This window comes from Microcystis sp. T1-4 (genome assembly GCF_000297435.1).
GTDB lineage: Bacteria > Cyanobacteriota > Cyanobacteriia > Cyanobacteriales > Microcystaceae > Microcystis.
Window position 1 is genome coordinate 12,653 of sequence record NZ_CAIP01000146.1, and the last position, 19,555, is coordinate 32,207.

At 43.5% G+C, this 19,555-nt stretch carries 19 protein-coding genes and 1 pseudogene; 10 read left to right on the forward strand and 10 right to left on the reverse strand.

Annotated elements, in window-relative coordinates; all coding sequences use genetic code 11:
- Positions 1-81 precede the first annotated feature (81 nt).
- The 8 genes and pseudogenes from MICAI_RS08700 to glmM form a co-directional block, all read right to left on the reverse strand.
- Entirely contained in the window at positions 82-579 is a 498-nt protein-coding gene (locus MICAI_RS08700) for a Spy/CpxP family protein refolding chaperone (protein WP_008200538.1), read from the reverse strand.
- A 20-nt stretch (positions 580-599) separates the two neighbouring features.
- Positions 600-974, reverse strand: coding sequence for a hypothetical protein (locus MICAI_RS08705; protein ID WP_008200540.1), 375 nt, complete (start codon positions 972-974; stop codon positions 600-602).
- Positions 974-1,558: a sigma-70 family RNA polymerase sigma factor gene (locus MICAI_RS08710; RefSeq protein ID WP_008200543.1), complete on the reverse strand. Its 585-nt coding sequence runs from the start codon at positions 1,556-1,558 to the stop codon at positions 974-976. Before MICAI_RS08710 ends, MICAI_RS08705 begins: the two co-directional genes overlap by 1 nt.
- An 878-nt stretch (positions 1,559-2,436) precedes the next feature.
- Positions 2,437-3,606: a hormogonium polysaccharide biosynthesis glycosyltransferase HpsO gene (gene hpsO, locus MICAI_RS08715; protein WP_008200546.1), complete on the reverse strand. Its 1,170-nt coding sequence runs from the start codon at positions 3,604-3,606 to the stop codon at positions 2,437-2,439.
- Positions 3,603-3,803 (reverse strand): annotated as a pseudogene (locus MICAI_RS08720) (glycosyltransferase family 2 protein); the annotation flags it as partial. The gene hpsO and the pseudogene MICAI_RS08720, both read right to left, overlap by 4 nt.
- Before the next feature lie 292 nt (positions 3,804-4,095).
- The gene (hpsL, locus tag MICAI_RS08725) at positions 4,096-5,823 is read right to left on the reverse strand and encodes a hormogonium polysaccharide biosynthesis protein HpsL (protein WP_008200550.1); all 1,728 of its coding nucleotides are present in this window, start codon (positions 5,821-5,823) and stop codon (positions 4,096-4,098) included.
- 59 nt (positions 5,824-5,882) lie between these two features.
- Positions 5,883-6,896 carry an RRXRR domain-containing protein gene (locus MICAI_RS08730; RefSeq protein ID WP_008200552.1) on the reverse strand — a complete coding sequence of 338 codons (1,014 nt, stop codon included), beginning with the start codon at positions 6,894-6,896 and terminating at the stop codon, positions 5,883-5,885.
- A 272-nt stretch (positions 6,897-7,168) separates the two neighbouring features.
- Positions 7,169-8,608: a phosphoglucosamine mutase gene (gene glmM / locus MICAI_RS08735; RefSeq protein ID WP_008200554.1), complete on the reverse strand. Its 1,440-nt coding sequence runs from the start codon at positions 8,606-8,608 to the stop codon at positions 7,169-7,171.
- A gap of 625 nt (positions 8,609-9,233) precedes the next feature.
- On the opposite strand from glmM, the gene MICAI_RS08745 reads away from it, so the two are divergent.
- Entirely contained in the window at positions 9,234-10,175 is a 942-nt protein-coding gene (locus MICAI_RS08745) for a glycosyltransferase family 2 protein (RefSeq protein ID WP_008200556.1), read from the forward strand.
- Between the two features lie 63 nt (positions 10,176-10,238).
- On the opposite strand, the gene MICAI_RS25825 is transcribed toward MICAI_RS08745, so the two are convergent.
- Positions 10,239-10,385, reverse strand: coding sequence for a hypothetical protein (locus MICAI_RS25825; RefSeq protein ID WP_157221738.1), 147 nt, complete (start codon positions 10,383-10,385; stop codon positions 10,239-10,241).
- A gap of 73 nt (positions 10,386-10,458) precedes the next feature.
- Here MICAI_RS25825 and MICAI_RS08750 point away from each other — a divergent pair, with 73 nt between their 5' ends.
- From MICAI_RS08750 to lepB, 8 genes are all read left to right on the forward strand, one after another.
- Positions 10,459-11,859 carry a hypothetical protein gene (locus MICAI_RS08750; RefSeq protein ID WP_008200558.1) on the forward strand — a complete coding sequence of 467 codons (1,401 nt, stop codon included), beginning with the start codon at positions 10,459-10,461 and terminating at the stop codon, positions 11,857-11,859.
- 233 nt (positions 11,860-12,092) lie between these two features.
- Positions 12,093-12,788, forward strand: a complete 696-nt coding sequence (locus MICAI_RS08755) for a PEP-CTERM sorting domain-containing protein (RefSeq protein WP_008200560.1) — start codon at positions 12,093-12,095, stop codon at positions 12,786-12,788.
- A 389-nt stretch (positions 12,789-13,177) separates the two neighbouring features.
- Positions 13,178-13,699, forward strand: a complete 522-nt coding sequence (locus MICAI_RS08760; RefSeq protein ID WP_002803355.1) for a photosystem I assembly protein Ycf3 — start codon at positions 13,178-13,180, stop codon at positions 13,697-13,699.
- A 148-nt stretch (positions 13,700-13,847) separates the two neighbouring features.
- Entirely contained in the window at positions 13,848-14,144 is a 297-nt protein-coding gene (gene gatC, locus MICAI_RS08765) for an Asp-tRNA(Asn)/Glu-tRNA(Gln) amidotransferase subunit GatC (RefSeq protein WP_002803357.1), read from the forward strand.
- A gap of 107 nt (positions 14,145-14,251) precedes the next feature.
- The gene (locus MICAI_RS08770; protein WP_002803359.1) at positions 14,252-14,653 is read left to right on the forward strand and encodes a phosphomannose isomerase type II C-terminal cupin domain; all 402 of its coding nucleotides are present in this window, start codon (positions 14,252-14,254) and stop codon (positions 14,651-14,653) included.
- Between the two features lie 1,073 nt (positions 14,654-15,726).
- Complete coding sequence (locus MICAI_RS08775) at positions 15,727-16,098, forward strand: hypothetical protein (RefSeq protein ID WP_008200568.1); 372 nt, start codon at positions 15,727-15,729, stop codon at positions 16,096-16,098.
- Between the two features lie 544 nt (positions 16,099-16,642).
- Positions 16,643-17,476 carry a nucleoside triphosphate pyrophosphohydrolase gene (mazG, locus tag MICAI_RS08780; RefSeq protein WP_008200571.1) on the forward strand — a complete coding sequence of 278 codons (834 nt, stop codon included), beginning with the start codon at positions 16,643-16,645 and terminating at the stop codon, positions 17,474-17,476.
- Positions 17,476-18,051, forward strand: a complete 576-nt coding sequence (gene lepB / locus MICAI_RS08785; protein ID WP_008200573.1) for a signal peptidase I — start codon at positions 17,476-17,478, stop codon at positions 18,049-18,051. The genes mazG and lepB overlap by 1 nt, the downstream gene beginning before the upstream one ends.
- Positions 18,052-18,061: 10 nt before the next feature.
- Here the strand turns inward: lepB and MICAI_RS08790 are convergent, their stop codons facing one another.
- A complete protein-coding gene (locus MICAI_RS08790; RefSeq protein WP_008200576.1) occupies positions 18,062-18,550 on the reverse strand; it encodes a universal stress protein in 489 nt (162 codons plus the stop codon).
- An 18-nt stretch (positions 18,551-18,568) separates the two neighbouring features.
- Here MICAI_RS08790 and MICAI_RS08795 point away from each other — a divergent pair, with 18 nt between their 5' ends.
- Positions 18,569-19,486: a 3'-5' exonuclease gene (locus MICAI_RS08795; protein WP_008200579.1), complete on the forward strand. Its 918-nt coding sequence runs from the start codon at positions 18,569-18,571 to the stop codon at positions 19,484-19,486.
- Positions 19,487-19,555 lie beyond the last annotated feature (69 nt).

Consider the following 19,555-nt stretch of genomic DNA (forward strand, 5'->3'; position numbering starts at 1 on the left):
GGATGGGGTATTAACCCATCCTTTGCGTTTTTCTAATGTATCGGCATCAAACTCGCTCTTAATCCGCACTGATGGGAATTATTATCGTCTGCAATTGCGGGAATTAGGGCAACGTTCCTGCATTAACTGGGAAAATTCGGTTCTTTGAGCAGGAGTTAGGACTTGGCGAATTTCCAAAAAACTTTCAAATTGCAGGTTACTGATTTCTTGGCGATTCCGGGAGATTTGCTGATGTTTAGCACGGATATCTCGATCGGAGGCATTATTCGATAATAAACTATTCAATTCTTGTTCGTTGCTTCTCAGGGTTTCTCGCAACTTTTTGGTTTTTTCCTGATATTTCTGACGAATAGCGGCAACTTTTGACTTTTGGTCATCGCTAAGGTTCAATTGTTCGATTAGTCTTTCTCTAGAATTATCCATCCCACGGGGACGATTTTCAGGCCGCTGGGGATAGCTAGTTTGAGCAATAAATAGACCATCTTGGGGATAGGATAGCACAGTGGCACTTGGGGCTAAGTTAGCGGCCAGAGTTAAAACCATGGTCGTGCCAAGAATCGAGACAGTAGAAAGGGACATAATTGACCTCGACAAAGAAATTAAGGATTATAGGTAGAATAGGTGAGTTGAGGCTCGTTTAAGGTCATCCAAGGGGAACTATAAACGCTAGGAGCAGCAATCGGTGGAGCGATGCTATGGTTCCAACTCTCCACTAAAAAAGCTTCTAACTCCTCGTCGGAAATTTGGCCCAGTTGTGGATGAGGATGAGACCAACGAGAGGAAGCAAAAATCAGGGCCGATAAGGCAGTAATACCAGTTATCCACCCCAATAAAGGCAGCAATTTTGGGCAAGTTACCGGCCTTTCTCCCCTAATCATTTGCATTAACTGCTCTTCTTCATCTATCGGTCGAGGTGGCAGCGATGGACGATAGCGACGCAGAAAATTAACCACTTTGTCATCTTCTGGGGACATTAGAGAACTCCTTGTTTTTGCAAAAATTGACCCATGGTTTTACGCGCATAATGAAGACGTGATTTCACCGTACCGAGGGGAATTTCTAAGATTTGGGCGATTTCCTTTTGGGGTAAGTCCTCTAGATCGTGAAGGACAAGGACACCGCGATGTTCTAAACTGAGAATTTCCAACCCTTGTCGGACCACCTCCTCATAATGCAGTTGCATCAAATCAGGACTATCTTGGGGACGGGATTCGTGATCAAGGGAGTTTTCCTGATCAGTGCTTTTGGTGATCCTCATTTGTCTTTTGGCTAATTGTCGCCGACCATCGATCGCCACATTCCAGGTGATCCGATAAACCCAAGTGGAAAAGTATTCAGGGGAACGCAATTTCGGCAACCCGCGCCACACTCTTAAAAATACCTCTTGGACAAAATCCTCTAGGAATTCCTGTCCACAGAGTTGATAGAGAGTAGAGCGGATTTTTGGTTGATAAAGACGGTAAAGGTGACGAAAAGCACCCCGATCACCCCTTTGACATTTTAAGATTAACTCTCGATCGCTCACACTTGTTTGCTTATCGGTTATCACCTCGATCATTCCCCTTACCCCTAGCTACTTGTTCGTTTAGACTAGGGGGTGTCAACAATGGTTCATAACCAGTTATCAGTTATCAGTGAGCAGTTATCAGTGATTCAATTATAGCGGTTTTCACAGAGGTGAGTCCCGATTGAAACGCTGAAACGCATATCTATCAAGGGATTTACTATACCTCATTAGACTGAAAACCGTTATAGCGCACCTAAATGAAATGTAAAAACCCTCCGTTTGCCGTCGTGCTACACTTGACTTCTAGAGCCTACCCGTTCACAAATCAATTAGGCGCACTATATATAATTCATAATTCATAATTCAGGTTCTTCCGAACTTACACTGTAGAAAATTCCTCAAGCTCCCTCTCTGCCGGCTCTTCTAGGTTCTGTGTGATAAGTTTAATTGACATAGGATCGATCGATCTTTGTGTCCTTTGTGTCTTTGTGGTTCGTTCCACCCCCTCGCTCTTGAGAAATGTATCTTAGAATACATTTTACCCACCAAAGCTGGGAGAGCCCTCTGCCCAGCAATGCTCTAAAGTTGATAAATATCAATCTAACAAAAACTCAAAGCCCTGCTATACAAGCTTTACAAGCATGAGTTGTTGATAGTTTTGCATGACAGGTTCGGTAGAGCCATAATTCATAATTCAGGTTCTTCGTTACTTGGTATGGTTCGATCAGGGGGCATAAATCGGCTAAATCCTTATCTGGCAAGGGACTTAATTGATTAGCTCGTTCTAGATTGAAAACAATTGGCAAAAATCGCAGCCATGTCTTTCTATATAAGGGTTTCACCCCTTATAACTCCCGTCCATTGCATAACACAAACCGAAGAACTATAATTCATAATTCATAATTCATAATTCATAATTGCCACTTCCATCACCGAGGGAGTAATTGTTGATAGAAATCCAATTGTTTTTGAGCGAGCGCTTTATTAGTATAATTGTTCATTACTCTCTGATAACCCCTCTGGCCTAATTCTTGAGCGAAGCTGGGATTATCCAAGAGAGTTTGTATAGATTTAGCCAGTGCCTCCCCATCTTTTTCGGGAAAAATTAACCCCGTATCGGCAATAACAAAGGGAATTTCTCCCGAATCGGAACCAATAACAGGAATCTGACAGGCCATGGCTTCAATTAAAACATGACCGAATTGTTCTTTCCAACCGACGGCCGTTAAAGTTTTGACCCGATAGGTGATTTCTGAAGGCAAAACTAAAGTGTTCATCAGGTTAATATAATTAACTACTTGATCGTGGGGAACACTTTCTGCAATAATCAAGCGATCTCTTATTCCTGCGGCGGCAGCTTCGCTGACTATTTTATCTTTCAGGATGCCCCGACCTAACAGTAATAATCTCCAGTTACCTGTTAACTTAGCTACAGCTTTAATCAGCGTCAAAATGCCTTTCTCTTCCACAAAACGACCGACAAAACCAATCACAAATTCATCGGTTTCAATGCCTAAAGAGCGGGCTAAATCGGGTTGCTTGCTGGGGGAAAAAAGAACTTCATCCACGCCTAATTGTGGTAAAACGGTGTACTTACCCCTGTAACCCCGTTCTTTTAAAACATCTACCCCGTCCTGATTACCAGCGATTAAACCATCGGTATTTTTCAGGTTATAAGCTTCTAACCAAGAGATGGGAAATTTAAGATTATAGGGAAGATTCCACCAAGTAAAAAATACATTTTTAGCCCGGAGATTTAAGAGGCGATTCAGAGTAATAAATTGTGCATAAGCGAGAGATTTAGAACCCTGTTCTACTTGAATAATATCGGGTCTAAATTTTTGCAGCAAAGGAATTATATCAGTGCCAAAAGTTAATAAAGCTTGGTTATTCTGGCTAAAATTAGAGATAGGAATGACTCGGAAATTGTCGGCTATTTTCGGTTGACTTTCAATGATTTTATTTTGGACTCCTCCCGGTTGCCAACGTTGGGGAACAACAATAGTAACTTCCAGATTGGGATGTAATCTTGTCAGGGCGCGCAGTTTCTCACAGTTGAGATCAACTATATATGTATGACTAGCGACTAAAATTCTCATAGATTATCTAGTTTTGTATAAATTTGGCCATCATTCCAGAGGGAATTAACTTGAGTTTTCAGAGCATCCAGAAAACCTAAACTATAAAAAACTCCCCTAGAAAGGATTTTAATCGGGAAACCACCTTTATTACAGGGAGGATTACCAAGAACCTGACAATCAAATAATTTAGCATAGAGTCGCAATTTCGGGGTAATCTTGTTTGAGCAGGTCATCGAGGGTATCTTTAAGGGGTTCTTTGCCTCGATAGGTGGCTCTTCAGGTTTCTGTGTGGAAACGAGGTCTATACTGATAGAATATCCGCAAAATAGTCCTAAAAGTTTTGCCCAATAAGCACTTCAGGGTTCCATAAGCAAAAATTATCACACAAAGTTGAGAAGAGCCGATAGGTGGGTATGATGACGGAAATCGAGGGAAAATTCATAGCAGGGAATGGGGGAATTTCCACTAAAACCCTAAAACCCAATCCCTATAGCCCGATTCCATATTTCAAGCGAGAGAAACACCTTTGCGTTTAAATTTTAAGCCCTTTTTGGAGGATTTTGTGGCGGTTTCCCCCGCCAGAATTTTGGCTTCTTTTTCCTGTTTTTCGATCACTGGTAATTTAAAAATTACCCCCGCGAATATCCAGTAATAAACGCCCACAGGATCCGTATCGAGGGCATACCAATAGGGAATATAGGCAACAAAGAGCAGGAAAACCCAATAACTACCGGCAAAACCTCGCAGAGTCGGGTCTTTGAGGGAACGATAGATGCGAAAGCTCAGATAAACCAGATGGGTCATAAATATCATGTACAAGGCAAAACCGATGTATCCCAACTCGAATAAAACTTTACTGTGATAGGTTTCCACAAAGGAAATATCACCGAAAACCCTAGCAGAAGCTGTGGCCACACCAAGTCCACGACCTAAAATACCGCCCTGATTACGGATAGCAAAATCCAACTGTTCTTGAATAAAAGCGGTGGGGGGACTGCTTTGCCAACGACTGACAGCACTATCGTAGCGTTGTTGGACAAAATCGGGGTTAAGCAAAGAAAAACCGATAGCTATAAGTAAAGTGGCGGCAAAAATGATCGGCAAAAATCGTTTTAAGTTAGCGATTTGTCCCGTAATAACCGTCATCAGACCAACAATCATCGGTACAGCAAAGAAAGCTAATCTTTGCCCGGAGATCACTGCATTAATAAAAACTAGGGTTAAACCCACTAGGGCTGCTAGTCGCCATTTTTGGGAAGTTTCACTAAAGGCGCTGGCATAACAAATTACGGCACCAGAGACTAAAAACCAAGCCCAGTGCCAGGGAGAAACAAAGGTACCAGGTAGGCGGATCATATTTACTTCTGGACTATAGGCCAATGCCCCGCCGACAAAACACCTTGCCTCTAAGGTGGCTTGGAAAAGTGCATCAGCCACGTAGCCTCTAGTTCCCACACAACGGCCTGTTTTCAGCATCCAGTATTGCATTAACCCTAGAACACAACAAATAATTACTAAAGTCACTAAAAGACGACCAAAAAATAATAGGGTGGGTTTGTCTTTTATTAAGTAATAAGTGCAGAAGATCAAGGGGACATAACCTAGCAAAACTTTAAATCCTAATAGTCCTTGCAGAAAAGTCTCACTTTCCCGACAGGGAATTCCGCGCAAACGGCCATCCCTAAACATAGTCATCCCGGCCACGGAATCACAAGTAGGCAGAAATTGTCTCTGCAAATTGATGGCTAATAGACAGACCACACAGAAAACAAAGATTAATAATAGGGTTGTACCTAATTGTTTCGGGACAATGATCGGTAATCGCTTTTTTCGACATTCTAAAACTAAGGCGATTAAAGCGGGTAGATAAAAGATATCTTTACTAAGCTGGAGGATTTGATTACCTCCCAACCAATAGATAATAGTGCCAGTGAAGGGGACATAGATAATAAATGCCCAAAGAGCCGCGCGAGGATAGCTAAAGGAGAAAACTCCTAAAATTAAGGATAAACTTACTGCAGCTCCTATGTTGGGATCAAATAATAAGCTGAGGGGTAATCCGAGCAAAATTGCTACACAAATGGCAAAAATAATCAACCCCGTTAACTTTTGTTTCTTTTGCCTTTCTTCTTTTTTGAGGGCAAGTTTCTCTTTGATGTTAAGCGGGGGACTATCAGCTTTTGTTTGGCCTTGTTTATGCTTTTTTTTCTGGCGATCAATACTTAGTCCGGTCATCGAAAAACTGGGTCTGAAACCCCGCCCTTTAGCGATAGCGGAGGGCGGCTTTATATAAGTTAGCGAGAAACAATTAAACCGTTAGAACGACGAATTAACTGAATCTTGCTAACAGCTATCTGTCCCAATCGTTGACCATTGGTATCGCTTACAGATAGCTGTTTTTCGGTATCTCCACTGACATAACCAATTCCTTTGGGAGAAGAAACTAAATCTCCTTTACGGAACCCATGTCTTGTGGTCGAGCCACCATATTTACGTCGTTTACCACCCTTAGAAAAAACCATCAGGTGAAGTTGACGACGACTAATAGGAGGACGTTTGATGACAGCAAAGGGAGCGTTTGTTACTTTAACATAACCCTTCCAATCATATCCATGACTATTAGAATTGTGGAATGGCAAATAGTCTAAAAACTGAAAACAGGCAAGAGCAATTCCATCGTTAGCATGGCTTTCTGGTGATTGTTCTGCTTTATTTTTGGACTTTTCTAGTCGCAAATGTTTTCTGAGATTAGAGGTTTGCCAACCAAAGCGAGTATGGACTGTTGCCAATTTAGACAGTTGCTCAATAGTCCATTTTTGTCCAACCATGACCGACGAGAAACCTTTTCCAGACTTAGCCCCTTTTCTACCAGAAGTTAAATCAACATCGGCTTTGATGTACTCAAAGTAAATATCGGTAATTGGATAGATTTTGGTTAGTTCGGAAACGACTCGAAGTTCAAGTTGACGATTAGCTTTGATTGAGGGAGCTAATTTTCCTTGTTTTCTATTTGAGAATCGTTTTTGTCGATGCGCTCTTAGATTAAAAGGAAGTTCTAAGTGAGTCTTCCAAAGAGTAAAAAGAGAGGATTGAACGCCAATTCCAGAGAATAATTTACCTGGGTCAATACCAATAGCAATCGGTTGGGTTTTGTTATCGGAAGGTTCATCGGTTAGCTGGACATAGAAAATATCTAAGTCGTTGAATTTACCGATAGCTTTTCCTTCCTTAATCCACCGCCTGGCCCGACTGGGTTTATTGGGCATCAACGGTTTTCCGTCTTTTGAGATAACAGGAACTCTTGCCATGGAGATAATCCTTAAGAGTAAAGTTAAAGTCCCTTTCCGCAACACAATCCAGATGTCTTGTCTAACAACGCTTTACCAATAAAGCTGAGAGGTAATCCGAACTAGGGAAGTATTCGGAAGTCTGGGCCAGATTGCGTCTCGATGCGGTAGTCTCTACTTGCGTCGCCTAAATTGGTTTAGGCAAGCCCCGTCGCTTTTAGGGCGGGGTTAGTGACAATTATCCCTTGCTACGCCAGACTAAGAGCATTATAATCCCTATCTCGCTCGATCGACTACAAAAGATAGCTTCGCACCGCTGCTACTAGCCTTTCTGTCCAAAAATTGGCTAATTCTAGGGTTTCTGCTTCCACCATCACCCGAATTAACGGTTCTGTCCCGGAAGCTCGTACCAAAATCCTGCCTTTTTCTGCCATAGCTGTCTCCGCTTGGCGGATCTCTCGGTGCAAAGGTTCACATTGCTGCCAATTACGTCGCACTTCTCTATCCTCCACCCGCACATTGCGTAAAATCTGCGGATAGGTGACAAAGCTATGATCGACTAAGTTAGCCAAGGAAACCGCCGATTTCTGCACTAAAGCCGCTAAATGTAGGGCGGTTTGCATTCCATCCCCAGAAACCCCGTAATGATGGCAGAGGATATGACCAGATTGTTCACCCCCTAGCATGGCTCCAGTTTCCCACATCTGCGCCTGAACGTGCTGATCGCCCACGGCAGTACGCAAGAATTGCCCCCCCAGTTTTTGCCAAGCGCGTTCAAAGCCTAAATTAGCCATCACCGTTGCCACTAATAACCCATCCGGTAGCCGTCCGGCTTCTAAGAGGGAACGACCCCAAAAATAGAGGATATAATCGCCATCTACTACTCTACCTTGACTATCCACGGCCAGGACCCGATCGGCATCGCCATCGAAGGCAAACCCCAAATCCGCTTGCTGATTGATTACCGCCGCCTGTAGGCTTTCTAAATGGGTAGAACCACAATTAACGTTAATGCGATCGCCATCGGCTCGCTCGTGTAGGCAGATAACTTCCGCCCCCAAAGCTTGGAATACTAAAGGTGCTAGGTTAACAGCTGCCCCCCAAGCTAGATCTAAAACTATTTTTAATCCCGATAGGTTAATATCCGTCCCGACGGAATCAATGACAGCTTGATAATACTTTTGGATTAATTCGGGACAAAAAGTCGCTTTTCCCCAATTTTCCGGTTTATCCGCTAATTCTAAATTGCCCCTTAAACCCGCTTCTATCTGTGCCGCTAAAGTGCCGGATAATTTTAAACCGCTACTGTCAAAAAATTTAATGCCGTTATCTTCGGGAGGATTATGACTGGCAGAAATCATTATCCCCCCCATCGCTTCGCTTTCTCTGGTTAAATAGGCGACGCAGGGAGTGGGACATAATCCCAGTTGCCAGACTTCTATTCCCGCCCAAGTTAAACCCGCAGTGATAGCATTGGCTAACATATCACTGGAATTACGCGAATCTTGACCGATAATTACCGGTTTGGTGACACCAGCCTGATTTTTTAATACCTGTCCCGCCCAAAATCCGATTTGTAGCGCTAGGGGGGCAGTTAATAATTCTCCCACCTGGCCGCGAATTCCGTCCGTGCCAAACAGGGGGGATGGCGGCAATTCGATCAAACCCCCTAAGGATAACAGAGGATGCGATCGAGTTTTTTGTCCATTTTGATACGATAGAGACGCTACCATGGCCGATTCTTTTCCTCACACAACACAATCAGAGGATAACATGATCACCGATTTTTTAAAATTAATGTTCCCAGTTGACCTTAATCCTCCTCCCGGAGTTCCTGACACTGTAGGGTGTGGGGTGTGGGAATTATAAATTATGAATTATGAATTATGAATTATGGCTCTACCGAACCTGTCATGCAAAACTATCAACAACTCATGCTTGTAAAGCTTGTATAGCAGGGCTTTGAGTTTTTGTTAGATTGATATTTATCAACTTTAGAGCATTGCTGGGCAGAGAGGGTGCTTGAGGAATTTTCTACAGTGTAAGTTCGGAAGAACCTGAATTATGAATTATGAATTGGGGTGTGGGGAAGTGGGGAAGCTGTCTCATCACCCTATCACCCCAAAACCCTATCACCCCAAAACCCTATCACCCCAAAACCCTATCACCCCAAAACCCCTATCACCCCAAAACCCCTATCACCCCAAAACCCTATCACCCCAAAACCCTATCACCCCAAAACCCTATTTCCTATCTCCTGTCTCCTGAATCCTGAATCAAGATTGTGGATTTTTGCCGGAGGTCTAAGCAAGGAACCGAGGTTATTTGGTAAGCTAAAACGGTAATCTTGACCCCCGAATGCCCGTGCTGATCAGTGTTGTCATCCCTACCTACAATCGCCAAGCAATCTTAAAAAAATGTTTACTCGCCCTAGAAAATCAGCGTTTAACCGATAATAAGGTGGAAAACTACGAAATAGTCCTTGTCGATGATGGTTCTAGCGATGGGACGCTCGCTTGGCTAGAAAGTCAGAAAGCCAATTTACCCCATCTGCAACTGTGGCCACAGGATCACGGCGGACCAGCGATCGCTAGGAATCTGGGGGTAGAAAAAGCTCGCGGTGATACGATTATTTTTATCGATAGCGATCTGGTAGTGACAGAAAATTTTTTGCAAGCCCACGCCGACGCTTTAACCGCCGGGGCAGCCAGTCTCGGCAGCGATCGCTTATTTACCTACGGCAGCGTCATTAACACCTGTAACTTCGAGCATCCCACCAGTGAACCCTATAAAATCACCGACTTCTCCGCCGCCTATTTTGCCACGGGCAACGTGGCGATCGCCAAAAAATGGTTATTAGCGGCGGGATTATTCGATACGCAGTTTCAACTCTACGGTTGGGAAGACTTGGAATTAGGGGTGAGATTGAAGCAATTAGGACTAAAATTAATCAAATGTCCGGAAGCGGTCGGTTATCATTGGCATCCCCCCTTTAATCTCGCCCAAATTCCCAATCTCATCGATAAGGAAATTCAACGGGGACGGATGGGAGTGCTTTTTTATCAAAAACATCCCACCTGGGAAGTGCGGATGATGATTCAAATGACTTGGATTCACCGACTTTTGTGGGGTTTACTTTCCCTAGGCGGAACCCTGAATGAACGCAGCCTCTCCCCGCTGTTACAATGGTTAATCGATCGAGGTAAACCGCAATTAGCCCTAGAAATTGCCCGCATTTTTCTCAATTGGTACAACGTGCGCGGCGTTTATCAAGCTTATCGGGAAATGCAGCCTCAGTGAAATGTCTTGCCAAACACCGATGCGGTGTGACAGCATTTAGCATTGACAACCGACCCCCTAAAACTAGAGACTTTGTACCTCACCATCAAGATAACTGCCGTAAAGGTGAACATTGGCTGATAAAAAAGTTAATATTGGCTTTCTTTTTCCGATAATTGCTGCCACAATCAAAAGCAATCGCCATAGAGAGCGGCGGAAAATACCGACCACATTTGCCCCTTGTGAATTATCCTCTGAGATTGGGCATATTAGAAGTAAATTTTCCTAGAGGAGGAATCCCATCATGAATATCTTCGATATTTTAATCGGTTTTGTCGGTGGCGGTGCGATCGGGGGTGGGGCTTTATATGCCCTGCAAGAGGGAAAAATCAGGGAAGCACTGCAAAAATATGAGAAAATTCGGGCGGCTTTAGGTGAAACCGAAGCAGAGTTAAAAGACAGCAAAGGACAGTTTGGCAATATCGAAGCCACCTATAGAGAAGAATTGGCTAAATTGCAAAAAGAGTTAGAAGATAGCCAAGGACGTTTAGCAGAGGCAGCCAGCGCAACTGCCGCTCCAGCCGTGGAAACTGCCCATACAACCGAAATTCAGGAACTTCAACGGCAATACGAAGCTAGAATCGAGGAATTGCGCCAAAGCTATCAAAGTCAAATAGAAGGGATTATAGAAGGCAAGCAAGCGGAAATAGAAGCCCTGCGTCAAAGTCAACAGGAGCAGATTCTAGAATTAGAAAATGGCTATCAGTGGCAAATTCAACAACTAGAACAGGGTTATCAAAGTCAACTGTTAGAACTAGAAAACGCCCGCCAAACCGTATTGGATGAGCGAACCCCTGAAATTGTCGAACCCTGGGATGATTTCCCCGATAACCCCAGTGCCGAAGAAATCAATCCTTTTGAGGGTTTTATCACGGAAGAAACCCTAGGATTAGAACCAGAATTTGCCCCCGAAACACCCCTAGAAACGCCCGTTTCCCCCTCAGAATTCACTGGGGAAATGAATCCCTTTGATGGTTTTATCACGGAAGAAACCCTGGGATTAGAACCGGAATTTGCCCCCGAAACACCCCTAGAAACGCCCGTTTCCCCCTCAGAATTCGCCCCAGTAATGGAGACATTTGAGGGTTTAAACAGCAGGGAAGAAACCTTAGTTTCTCCAGAAATGACCGAGAGCGAAGATTTTCCCGTCATGGAAGAACCAGCAATCTCTAGCTGGGAAATGTCCGCTGCTGAGATAGAATTTTTCAACAGTCTAACATTAGAGGAAGAAACTAGAACGATCGCTAGTCTAGAAGAATTATCGGGTAATTACGATCAGAGCTTCAGTCAAGAAACCGTTAGCAGTAACACCAGTTACTCCGATTTATTAGCCACCGACCCAGACAAATTCGCCGATAACCAAAATTTTCTAGATGACTTATTTGCCGATACTGCTGACGGCAATGGACTCGAATTCTTCGATTCTTTTGCCGAAGAAACCCCTACAGTTGCATCTAAGGGACGAAATGTTGCTTCTGTTGCGAGTGACCAAGAAGAACTAGATTTCTTCAGTATGTTGGATAATGAAGAAATTGGCAATCTAGAATCCCTTGAGGAAGAACTGTCCCTTGATGATCTATTTAGCGATGATTTATTCTCCGATGGGGACAATAGCAAAACCACGACGCTAGAATCTCATCAGTAGGCCGATTGCCCGCTATGAAGGCAGAAGACAGAATTTCTTCTCCACCCGATTTCTGGCTTCTGACTTTCTCAATATGTGGGCGATGTCCCCCTGTCCACCTATTCCTCTAACATAAAAAAATAAAAAAATTGTATCAAAAGTAACAGAAGCTGGCAAAAAAAACAAATAGGATAGAAAAGGGTGCTATGCGCCCACTTGACTCTAGCTAAATCTTATTTTAAGGAGATTTCCCTGTGAAACTCGCTATTACACATCTTGTTTTATCCACCGCCACTTTCGGCCTAATGTTGGCTGTGCCGCAGAACGCCCAAGCCGCAGGCCTGATTCGCAGTGTCACTGCCACAGCACCAGGTTTTACTATTAACTCCCAGGGGAGTCTAGCCGCTACTACCAACGGATTTGGGCTGCAGGGTCCGCCGCTTAACAGGCCAAGTCTGACGGGAACTCACGCAGCGACAAATACTGGTATGACTGATCCCAATGCTTGGCGGTCAAGTCTACTGACCGGCAGTACCGTCGGAAACGTTACTATCAATTTTGCTTTCGGTCGTATCTATAATCTTGCTGGGTTTAGTTTCTGGAACCTTGGCGGTGATATGACAGCAGCCAATCAGGGAATTAATGCCGTGACTATTCAATACTCCAGCAACAATGGAGGAAATTGGACTACTCTGACTGACCCTGGCGTTCCAGCTTCCTTTAGCAAAGGCCCGGCTACAGGTGTTGTGTCCGCGCAACAGGTCAGTTTTAGCCCAGTCTATGCGACTAATGTTAGATTTATCAACATGACTAACCATGGCGCGACTGCTCCTACTAACTATCGTCTCGGCTTCAATGAGATTCAATTTACATCAATCCCCGAACCTTCCACCACCCTGGCTCTGTTAGCCTTCGGTTTAGCGGCTGTTGGTCTGAGGAAAAGAATTTAATTTTTGGATGGTAGGTGGGGTTATGGGATAACATCGGGTAACCAATCTACTCACTTAGGGCAACCAACAGGGAGAAGTCTAAATCTTAGGTAAAGTTGCGTCAATGGTGGTTGGAGCAACAAGGGTGTCAGGAAAGTTCTAGGAACTGTCGCTCGTCCCTAGCAGATTTGACATTTTTCCAATCGGGACGCAAAGGATAAAAATTAGTAAGCCCCATAGTTGCCCCTTGCTAGGGGAATTTTTTTGCTGGAAAATAACGTTCGCCCCCAGCCCAGCCGAGGACCTCTACATGGCACCCATGGTCGAGAAAAATTAGAAAAACAGCCCTAGAGTTTCTGGCGAGTGCTATAAAGGTAAATAGTCATTTTGATCGCCTACTTGTCCTAACTATGCCGCGCACCCAACGTAACGATAACTTTATTGATAAATCTTTTACCGTCATGGCGGATATCATTTTAAAGATACTGCCCGCCAATAAAAAAGCCAAGGAAGCCTTTGTTTATTACCGTGATGGGATGTCTGCCCAAGCTGACGGCGAATACGCCGAAGCTCTAGATAACTACTATGAAGCGTTAACCTTAGAAGAGGATCCTAACGATCGCAGTTATATCCTCTACAACATCGGCATTATCCACGCTAGTAACGGCGAGCATGAAAAGGCTCTGGAATACTACGAAGAAGCTATCCAACTTAATCCTAGAATGCCCTCCGCCTTGAATAATATCGCTGTTATTTACCATTTTCAAGGGGAAAAAGCCAGAGAAGACGGCCGACAAGCGGAAGCAGAAGCACTCTACGACAAAGCGGCAGAATACTGGAAACAAGCCATCCGATTAGCCCCCAATAACTACATTGAAGCCCAAAACTGGCTGAAGATCACCGGGCGATCGGAAATTGATGTGTTCTTCTAAATTGAGGAGACAGGATTCAGGAGTCAGGAGTCAGGAAATTGCTTTTATTTATTCTCCCCAATTGATAATTCATAATTGATAATTCATAATTTCCACTCCCTCACCCCCCAATTGATCATTCATAATTCATCATTACCCCATTTCCCCCATGATCGATCGAGCAACAGTTGAAAAAATCGCCCATTTAGCCCGTTTAGAGATTGATAGCGGCGAAGAAGAACAATTTGCGGCGCAATTAAGCGGAATACTGGATTATTTCGAGCAGTTAAGCGAATTAGACACGGAAAATGTGCCACCCACCACGCGAGCGATCGAAATTCAAAATATCACTCGCGCCGATAGTAATAGACTTTATCCCGATCACGAGGTCTTAGTGCAAGAATCGCCGGCCCCAGAAGGGGATTATTTCCGCGTTCCCCGTATTCTCAACACCGACGAAGAGTAAATCAGTGACCACTATTTACTGTTTACTGATCACTGATTTAGATGCCATCTAGGGTTTTTGCTGCTATCTTGGACTAAGATCAGACCTAGCAATGGAGACATAATATAATGATCGCATCCCAAGATGTGGCACCATTTCAGCTTATTTCGACCGTAGAATCGGCAGCAACAGAATTTAGGCCTTGGGGTTCTTTCACCACCCTAGAAGAAGGTCCCGGTTATAAAATCAAGCGGATTGAAGTAAATCCGGGTCATCGTCTCAGTTTACAGATGCACTACCATCGCAGTGAACACTGGATTGTGGTTTCGGGGACGGCAAAAGTCACCTGTGGAGATAACGAGGAAATTCTCGGTGCTAATCAGTCCACCTATGTGCCGCAGTGTACCGCTCACCGTCTGGAAAACCCCGGGGTGATCAAATTGGTGTTAATTGAAGTGCAAAATGGGGAATATTTAGGAGAGGATGATATAGTCCGTTTTCAGGATGATTATGCTCGCCATCAGAGCTAAGACAGTGTTTAGGGGGACAGAAGGGCAAGAAACTATATTTTCGCCCCAAAAACCTGTTTAGGTCAGTCTGCCTGACTGTCTTCCCTGTTGTCAAGGCTACTCAAGTTATAGAAAAATTTTCTTTTCCGGCCGGGTAGCGGTTTTCCTCCATGGCAGAAAAATAAACTCCCCCTAGACCCTGTGTGGGAAGCTTGAGGAAAGCTGGGCTAGGGGAAATAATTTATTCCTTTGCTGGATTAACTCTAGCATATAACTCTGATTTGTCAGGACTATAACAGCCAGATGTCAATTCTATGACAAAGAAAAGCCGCTCATAAGCTGCCCCCGCATCTAAATTGCTGGTTGAGATGAGGCACTCTTGCACTCTTGCAACAGGAAAGGGATTGGGGGAGATTCAGCTAATCTCAGGATAGGCCGTTAAAATGCGTCTTAGCTTATTCAGGAGATTATTTTTATTTGTTCTCCGCTCTCCCCTCTCCCCACCTGCCAATTCGTAATTTATGGTTCTTCGGTTTGTCTTATGCAACGTACAGGATTATAAGGAATGAAACTCTTATAGAGAAAGACATTTGGCGATTTTTGTCAATTGTTTTTGATCTAGAGCGAACTAATCAATTAAGTCTCTTGCCAGATAAGGATTTAGTCGATTTATGCTCCCCTATCGAACCATACCAAGTAACGAAGAGCCTAATTTATAATTCATAATTCATAATTCATAATTTCCACTCCCGTCCACCTATTTTCTGAGAATTCTAGAAGTAATTGTAAATATTTGTTACAAGGAGACGCTGAAAAATCTGAGGACAGGGAGACAAGAAAGGATTATCGACGGGGATCAAGGATTTCAGTAGGAAACTGGATTGGGGATCAAGGGAAACTGATTGTAAAGTTTTCGATACCTCTGGCCGATTCTTGTAATAGTTCGATACATATAACATAGATGATCGGCGATGATTGTAAATTTATATTGCGAATAGCTCATTTTCTTCGGTGTTTTTCCTATACTGGTTTTTATCGACTTTGAGCCGACGTGCAGAAAAGTTAGACCACCAAGTTTGTAAGAGGTCAGGAAGATGCAATTAACCGCAAGAAATAACTGGGGCCACGTTTCTTTAGCTATGCTAAAAAGCTTTCTTCTCTGGAGTTTCGTCCTCACTGTCTGTTTATTAGTAGTGGGATTTCCTTTGGTAGTATTAATGATGACAGTGGGAGCATTGTCTGCGATTATCTTAGAGTCGGTTTTACCGATTAGTTCCGTGCTTTTAGTGGCGGGAATGATTATTGGTATCAATATTTTGGCTATCCTAATTAGTGCCGCTTTATTAGCAGCAAAAGGTGTTCATCCCCATGAAGTTAGCTGGTTGCACTGGTTACACGGTGAGGTAAAAACCTCTCACCAAGCTGTTTATGCTTCTTGTCCCCTAACTTGCGGGGTGGTTCATTAAATCTGATTTTCTTACAGTGGAATTGCTTACCTTTTTTCTATTTAGATTTATTTAAGTTTTCAACTGCTTGATTGGTTGACTATACACAATCCAAGCTAGTGCAACCCGGTTTTACCGGGTTTTTTCATCATTATTGAGCTAAAGCAGTGGCTCTCCCCGATTTTGTGGGTAAAATGTATTCTAAGATACATTTTTGCGGGCAAGTGAGTGGAAGGGGAACCACAGAGACACAAAGGACACAGAGATCGATCACTACTATATAAGTTAAACTGGTCGCAACGCGCTCGCTACGCGAGATCACACAAAGAATAAGAGAGCCAAGCAGTTATCTGAATAATGGGGAGTCGGTCTTCGCTCAAATTAGGTTAAACTTCATCTATTATCAGAAAGGCTGTAACTGAATATTAGAAGACAGGGAGATGAGAGCTTTTGATAACTGATAACTGATAACTGATCACTGATCACTGATAACTGATAACTGATCACTGATAACTGATCACTGATAACTAACCGGTATAATGGGCGAGAAAACCAGAAAAAATCGATGTCTAGCCCTCCAGAAACCGACAATCCCAGCTACAAGGCCATCTTAGCGGCATTAAACCATTTAATCAGCGTTGTTGCCCGTTTACGAGACCCAGAAAGCGGCTGTCCTTGGGATTTAGCCCAAACCCCGGAAACCCTAATTCCCTACGTTATCGAAGAAGCTTATGAGGTGGTAGCGGCGATTAAAAGCGGTGATAAAACTGCCATTGCCGAGGAATTAGGCGATTTACTGCTACAGGTGGTTTTACAAGCCCAAATTGCCAGCGATGAGGGTAATTTTAGCCTAGAAGAAGTGGCTAGAGGCATCACCGATAAATTAATTCGTCGTCATCCCCACGTTTTCGGGGAGCTATCCCTAGAAAATCCCGAACAGGTGCGTCAAAATTGGGAGAAAATCAAGGCTGAGGAAAAAAATGACCCGACTGTTAGCGGCAAATTAACCCGTTATGCCCAAACTTTGCCACCCTTGATGGGAGCGATGAAAATTTCTCGGCAAGCGGCGCGGGTCGGTTTTGACTGGGAAAATATCGCAGGAGTGTGGGAAAAATTCGGCGAAGAGTTGGCAGAATGGCAAGAGTCCCTAGAATCGGTCGATAAAGAGCATCAACAGGCCGAATTAGGCGATTTACTCTTTACTATTGTCAATCTTGCTCGCTGGTATAATTTAGACCCCAGCATCGCTTTACAAGAGACTAATCTGCGTTTTATTCAACGTTTTTCCCTGGTGGAATCCGTGGCGGAAAAGCCTCTTCATGACTATACACTAGAGGAATTAACCGTTTTTTGGCAGCAAGCGAAAGCTAAGTTACACCAACCATCATCTGGGCAATAATGCAAGAGCAAGAAATTAATAAAGACAAATCTAAAAGTTTTTGGGCTTCTATTCGAGAAAATCTGCAAATTATCGCTATAGCTTTAGTTTTAGCCCTACTAATCCGCACTTTTGTGGCGGAACCTCGTTTTATCCCCTCTGATTCTATGTTACCCACTTTAGAACAGGGCGATCGCTTAGTGGTGGAAAAACTTTCCTACGATTTCCATCCTCCTCGACGGGGGGATATCGTCGTCTTTGAACCGCCAGCACAATTACAATTACAGGGATATCAAAAGAACCAAGCTTTTATTAAAAGGGTGATTGCCACCGCAGGGGATGTGATTGCTGTTAAGGAGGGCAAAATTTACCTGAATAATCAACCCTTGGCAGAGGATTATATTCTCGAACCCCCCCAATATAATTTCATGCCTTTGCTCGTGCCGGAAAATAACTTATTTGTCATGGGAGATAATCGCAATAATAGCAATGACTCCCATATCTGGGGGTTTTTACCGGAAAATAACGTGATTGGTAGGGCGGTTTTTCGCTTTTTTCCTTTTAATCGTTTGGGGATTTTAGGGGGGAATAGCTAATCAGCAATTTTTAGTCCTGAGGATGTTGAACAATTAAGACGGAACAGGGGGCATGATGGAGAACATAATTACTCACACTACCTAAGAATAACTCTCCTAGACCCGATCGCCCACGCCGACCGATGACAATTAAATCAATATTTTCCTCTCGCGCCACTTTACAGATAGTTTTGGCGGCATGACCGTAAATTTGCTGGTATTCTCCCTTTACACCCATTTCTCCCGCCTGATTAGCTCTTTTTTGCAACATTTCTACCCCTTTCTGCTCGAATTCTTCCCATTGTTGCCGCCAAAAATCGAGAGTGAGATCATTACCCTGGGCGGGGTAAATATCGGCTAAATTGGGCGGAATCGGTAAAGGGCTATAATCTTCTTCAGGGGAAAGGACGTGCAGTAGTAGGAGGTTAGCTTCGTACTTACTGGCTAAGGATACAGCCTCCTTAAAGACACTCTCCCCCATCTCTGATAAATCTATTGCTATCAAGATTTTTTGATACATTTTTCCACCTCTGCAACCATGCCTTATTTAACGGAATCCGACGCTATTAGGAATGCGATCGATCACTTTTGCCATTTTCCCATTCTTTGGTTAGATACGGAAGTAGCCGATTACGATAGCAAGACCCCCCGTTTGTCTCTGATTCAAATTCTTGCCGATTCCACGGACTTAACGGGTGAGCGGGTGACAATTTTGGATGTTCTCGATCGACCCGATCTTACTAACTATTTTATCACTAAAATCATGCTGGTTGACCGGATAGAAAAGGTTTTTCACAATGCTAGTTATGATTGTAAATTTTTGGGCGGTAAGGGACAAGTTAAAAAAATTACCTGTACCCTAGAGTTAGCTAAAAAGGTTCCCTACTATATTGCTCCCTTACCCAATTATCAACTGAAAACCCTGGCTGAATGTCTTTGTCATTTTCCCCCTATTGATAAGACTGAACAGGGGGGGAATTGGGGCAAAAGACCTTTAACTGCGGCCCAGCTAGAATATGCACAAAAAGACCCTGTATATACGGCCCAAATCCATCATCGTCTTTTGCAGCTTTCCCATTTAATTACTCCCGATCCCGCTGGTGAGAATCTGGAAAGATTAACTAATCGTTATTGGGAAATTTACCAGCAATGGAAGATTTTAGACACAGAGATGGAACATCTCAAGGAACGTTTAAAGTCGGCAATGATTGAGCAAGAAGCTGCAGAGATTAACGGGTTTTCGGTCAGTTACCAAAATCGCACCAGCAAAAAAGTTAAACTGGCCGAATTAGCCAAGGTTGTCTATTTATCGGGCCAGGATAGCCAAATATCTCTTTCCTTAACTAATGATCTGCTCAAGGGATTGGGGGATTTAGCCCAAGGGTTAACCATCGAGGAAACTCGCCAAAAAATCAGTCAATTGACCATCAAAGAAAGTGAAGCTGACTTGAGATGATTATAGCAGAATAGGAGTCAATACCAAATTAGGTTATACTTGATATTTATGAAAAAGGCTGTAATAGCT

What these genes read in the sequence shown, in the direction of transcription:
- MICAI_RS08775 (WP_008200568.1), top strand. Translation starts at nt 15,727, where the DNA reads ATGCAATTAACCGCAAGAAATAACTGGGGCCACGTTTCTTTAGCTATG.
- MICAI_RS08795 (WP_008200579.1), top strand. Translation starts at nt 18,569, where the DNA reads ATGCCTTATTTAACGGAATCCGACGCTATTAGGAATGCGATCGATCAC.
- MICAI_RS08710 (WP_008200543.1), bottom strand. Translation starts at nt 1,558, where the DNA reads ATGATCGAGGTGATAACCGATAAGCAAACAAGTGTGAGCGATCGAGAG.
- MICAI_RS08760 (WP_002803355.1), top strand. Translation starts at nt 13,178, where the DNA reads ATGCCGCGCACCCAACGTAACGATAACTTTATTGATAAATCTTTTACC.
- hpsL (WP_008200550.1), bottom strand. Translation starts at nt 5,823, where the DNA reads ATGACCGGACTAAGTATTGATCGCCAGAAAAAAAAGCATAAACAAGGC.
- MICAI_RS08700 (WP_008200538.1), bottom strand. Translation starts at nt 579, where the DNA reads ATGTCCCTTTCTACTGTCTCGATTCTTGGCACGACCATGGTTTTAACT.
- gatC (WP_002803357.1), top strand. Translation starts at nt 13,848, where the DNA reads ATGATCGATCGAGCAACAGTTGAAAAAATCGCCCATTTAGCCCGTTTA.
- glmM (WP_008200554.1), bottom strand. Translation starts at nt 8,608, where the DNA reads ATGGTAGCGTCTCTATCGTATCAAAATGGACAAAAAACTCGATCGCAT.
- mazG (WP_008200571.1), top strand. Translation starts at nt 16,643, where the DNA reads ATGTCTAGCCCTCCAGAAACCGACAATCCCAGCTACAAGGCCATCTTA.
- hpsO (WP_008200546.1), bottom strand. Translation starts at nt 3,606, where the DNA reads ATGAGAATTTTAGTCGCTAGTCATACATATATAGTTGATCTCAACTGT.
- lepB (WP_008200573.1), top strand. Translation starts at nt 17,476, where the DNA reads ATGCAAGAGCAAGAAATTAATAAAGACAAATCTAAAAGTTTTTGGGCT.
- MICAI_RS08745 (WP_008200556.1), top strand. Translation starts at nt 9,234, where the DNA reads ATGCCCGTGCTGATCAGTGTTGTCATCCCTACCTACAATCGCCAAGCA.
- MICAI_RS08770 (WP_002803359.1), top strand. Translation starts at nt 14,252, where the DNA reads ATGATCGCATCCCAAGATGTGGCACCATTTCAGCTTATTTCGACCGTA.
- MICAI_RS08750 (WP_008200558.1), top strand. Translation starts at nt 10,459, where the DNA reads ATGAATATCTTCGATATTTTAATCGGTTTTGTCGGTGGCGGTGCGATC.
- MICAI_RS08790 (WP_008200576.1), bottom strand. Translation starts at nt 18,550, where the DNA reads ATGTATCAAAAAATCTTGATAGCAATAGATTTATCAGAGATGGGGGAG.
- MICAI_RS08730 (WP_008200552.1), bottom strand. Translation starts at nt 6,896, where the DNA reads ATGGCAAGAGTTCCTGTTATCTCAAAAGACGGAAAACCGTTGATGCCC.
- MICAI_RS08705 (WP_008200540.1), bottom strand. Translation starts at nt 974, where the DNA reads ATGTCCCCAGAAGATGACAAAGTGGTTAATTTTCTGCGTCGCTATCGT.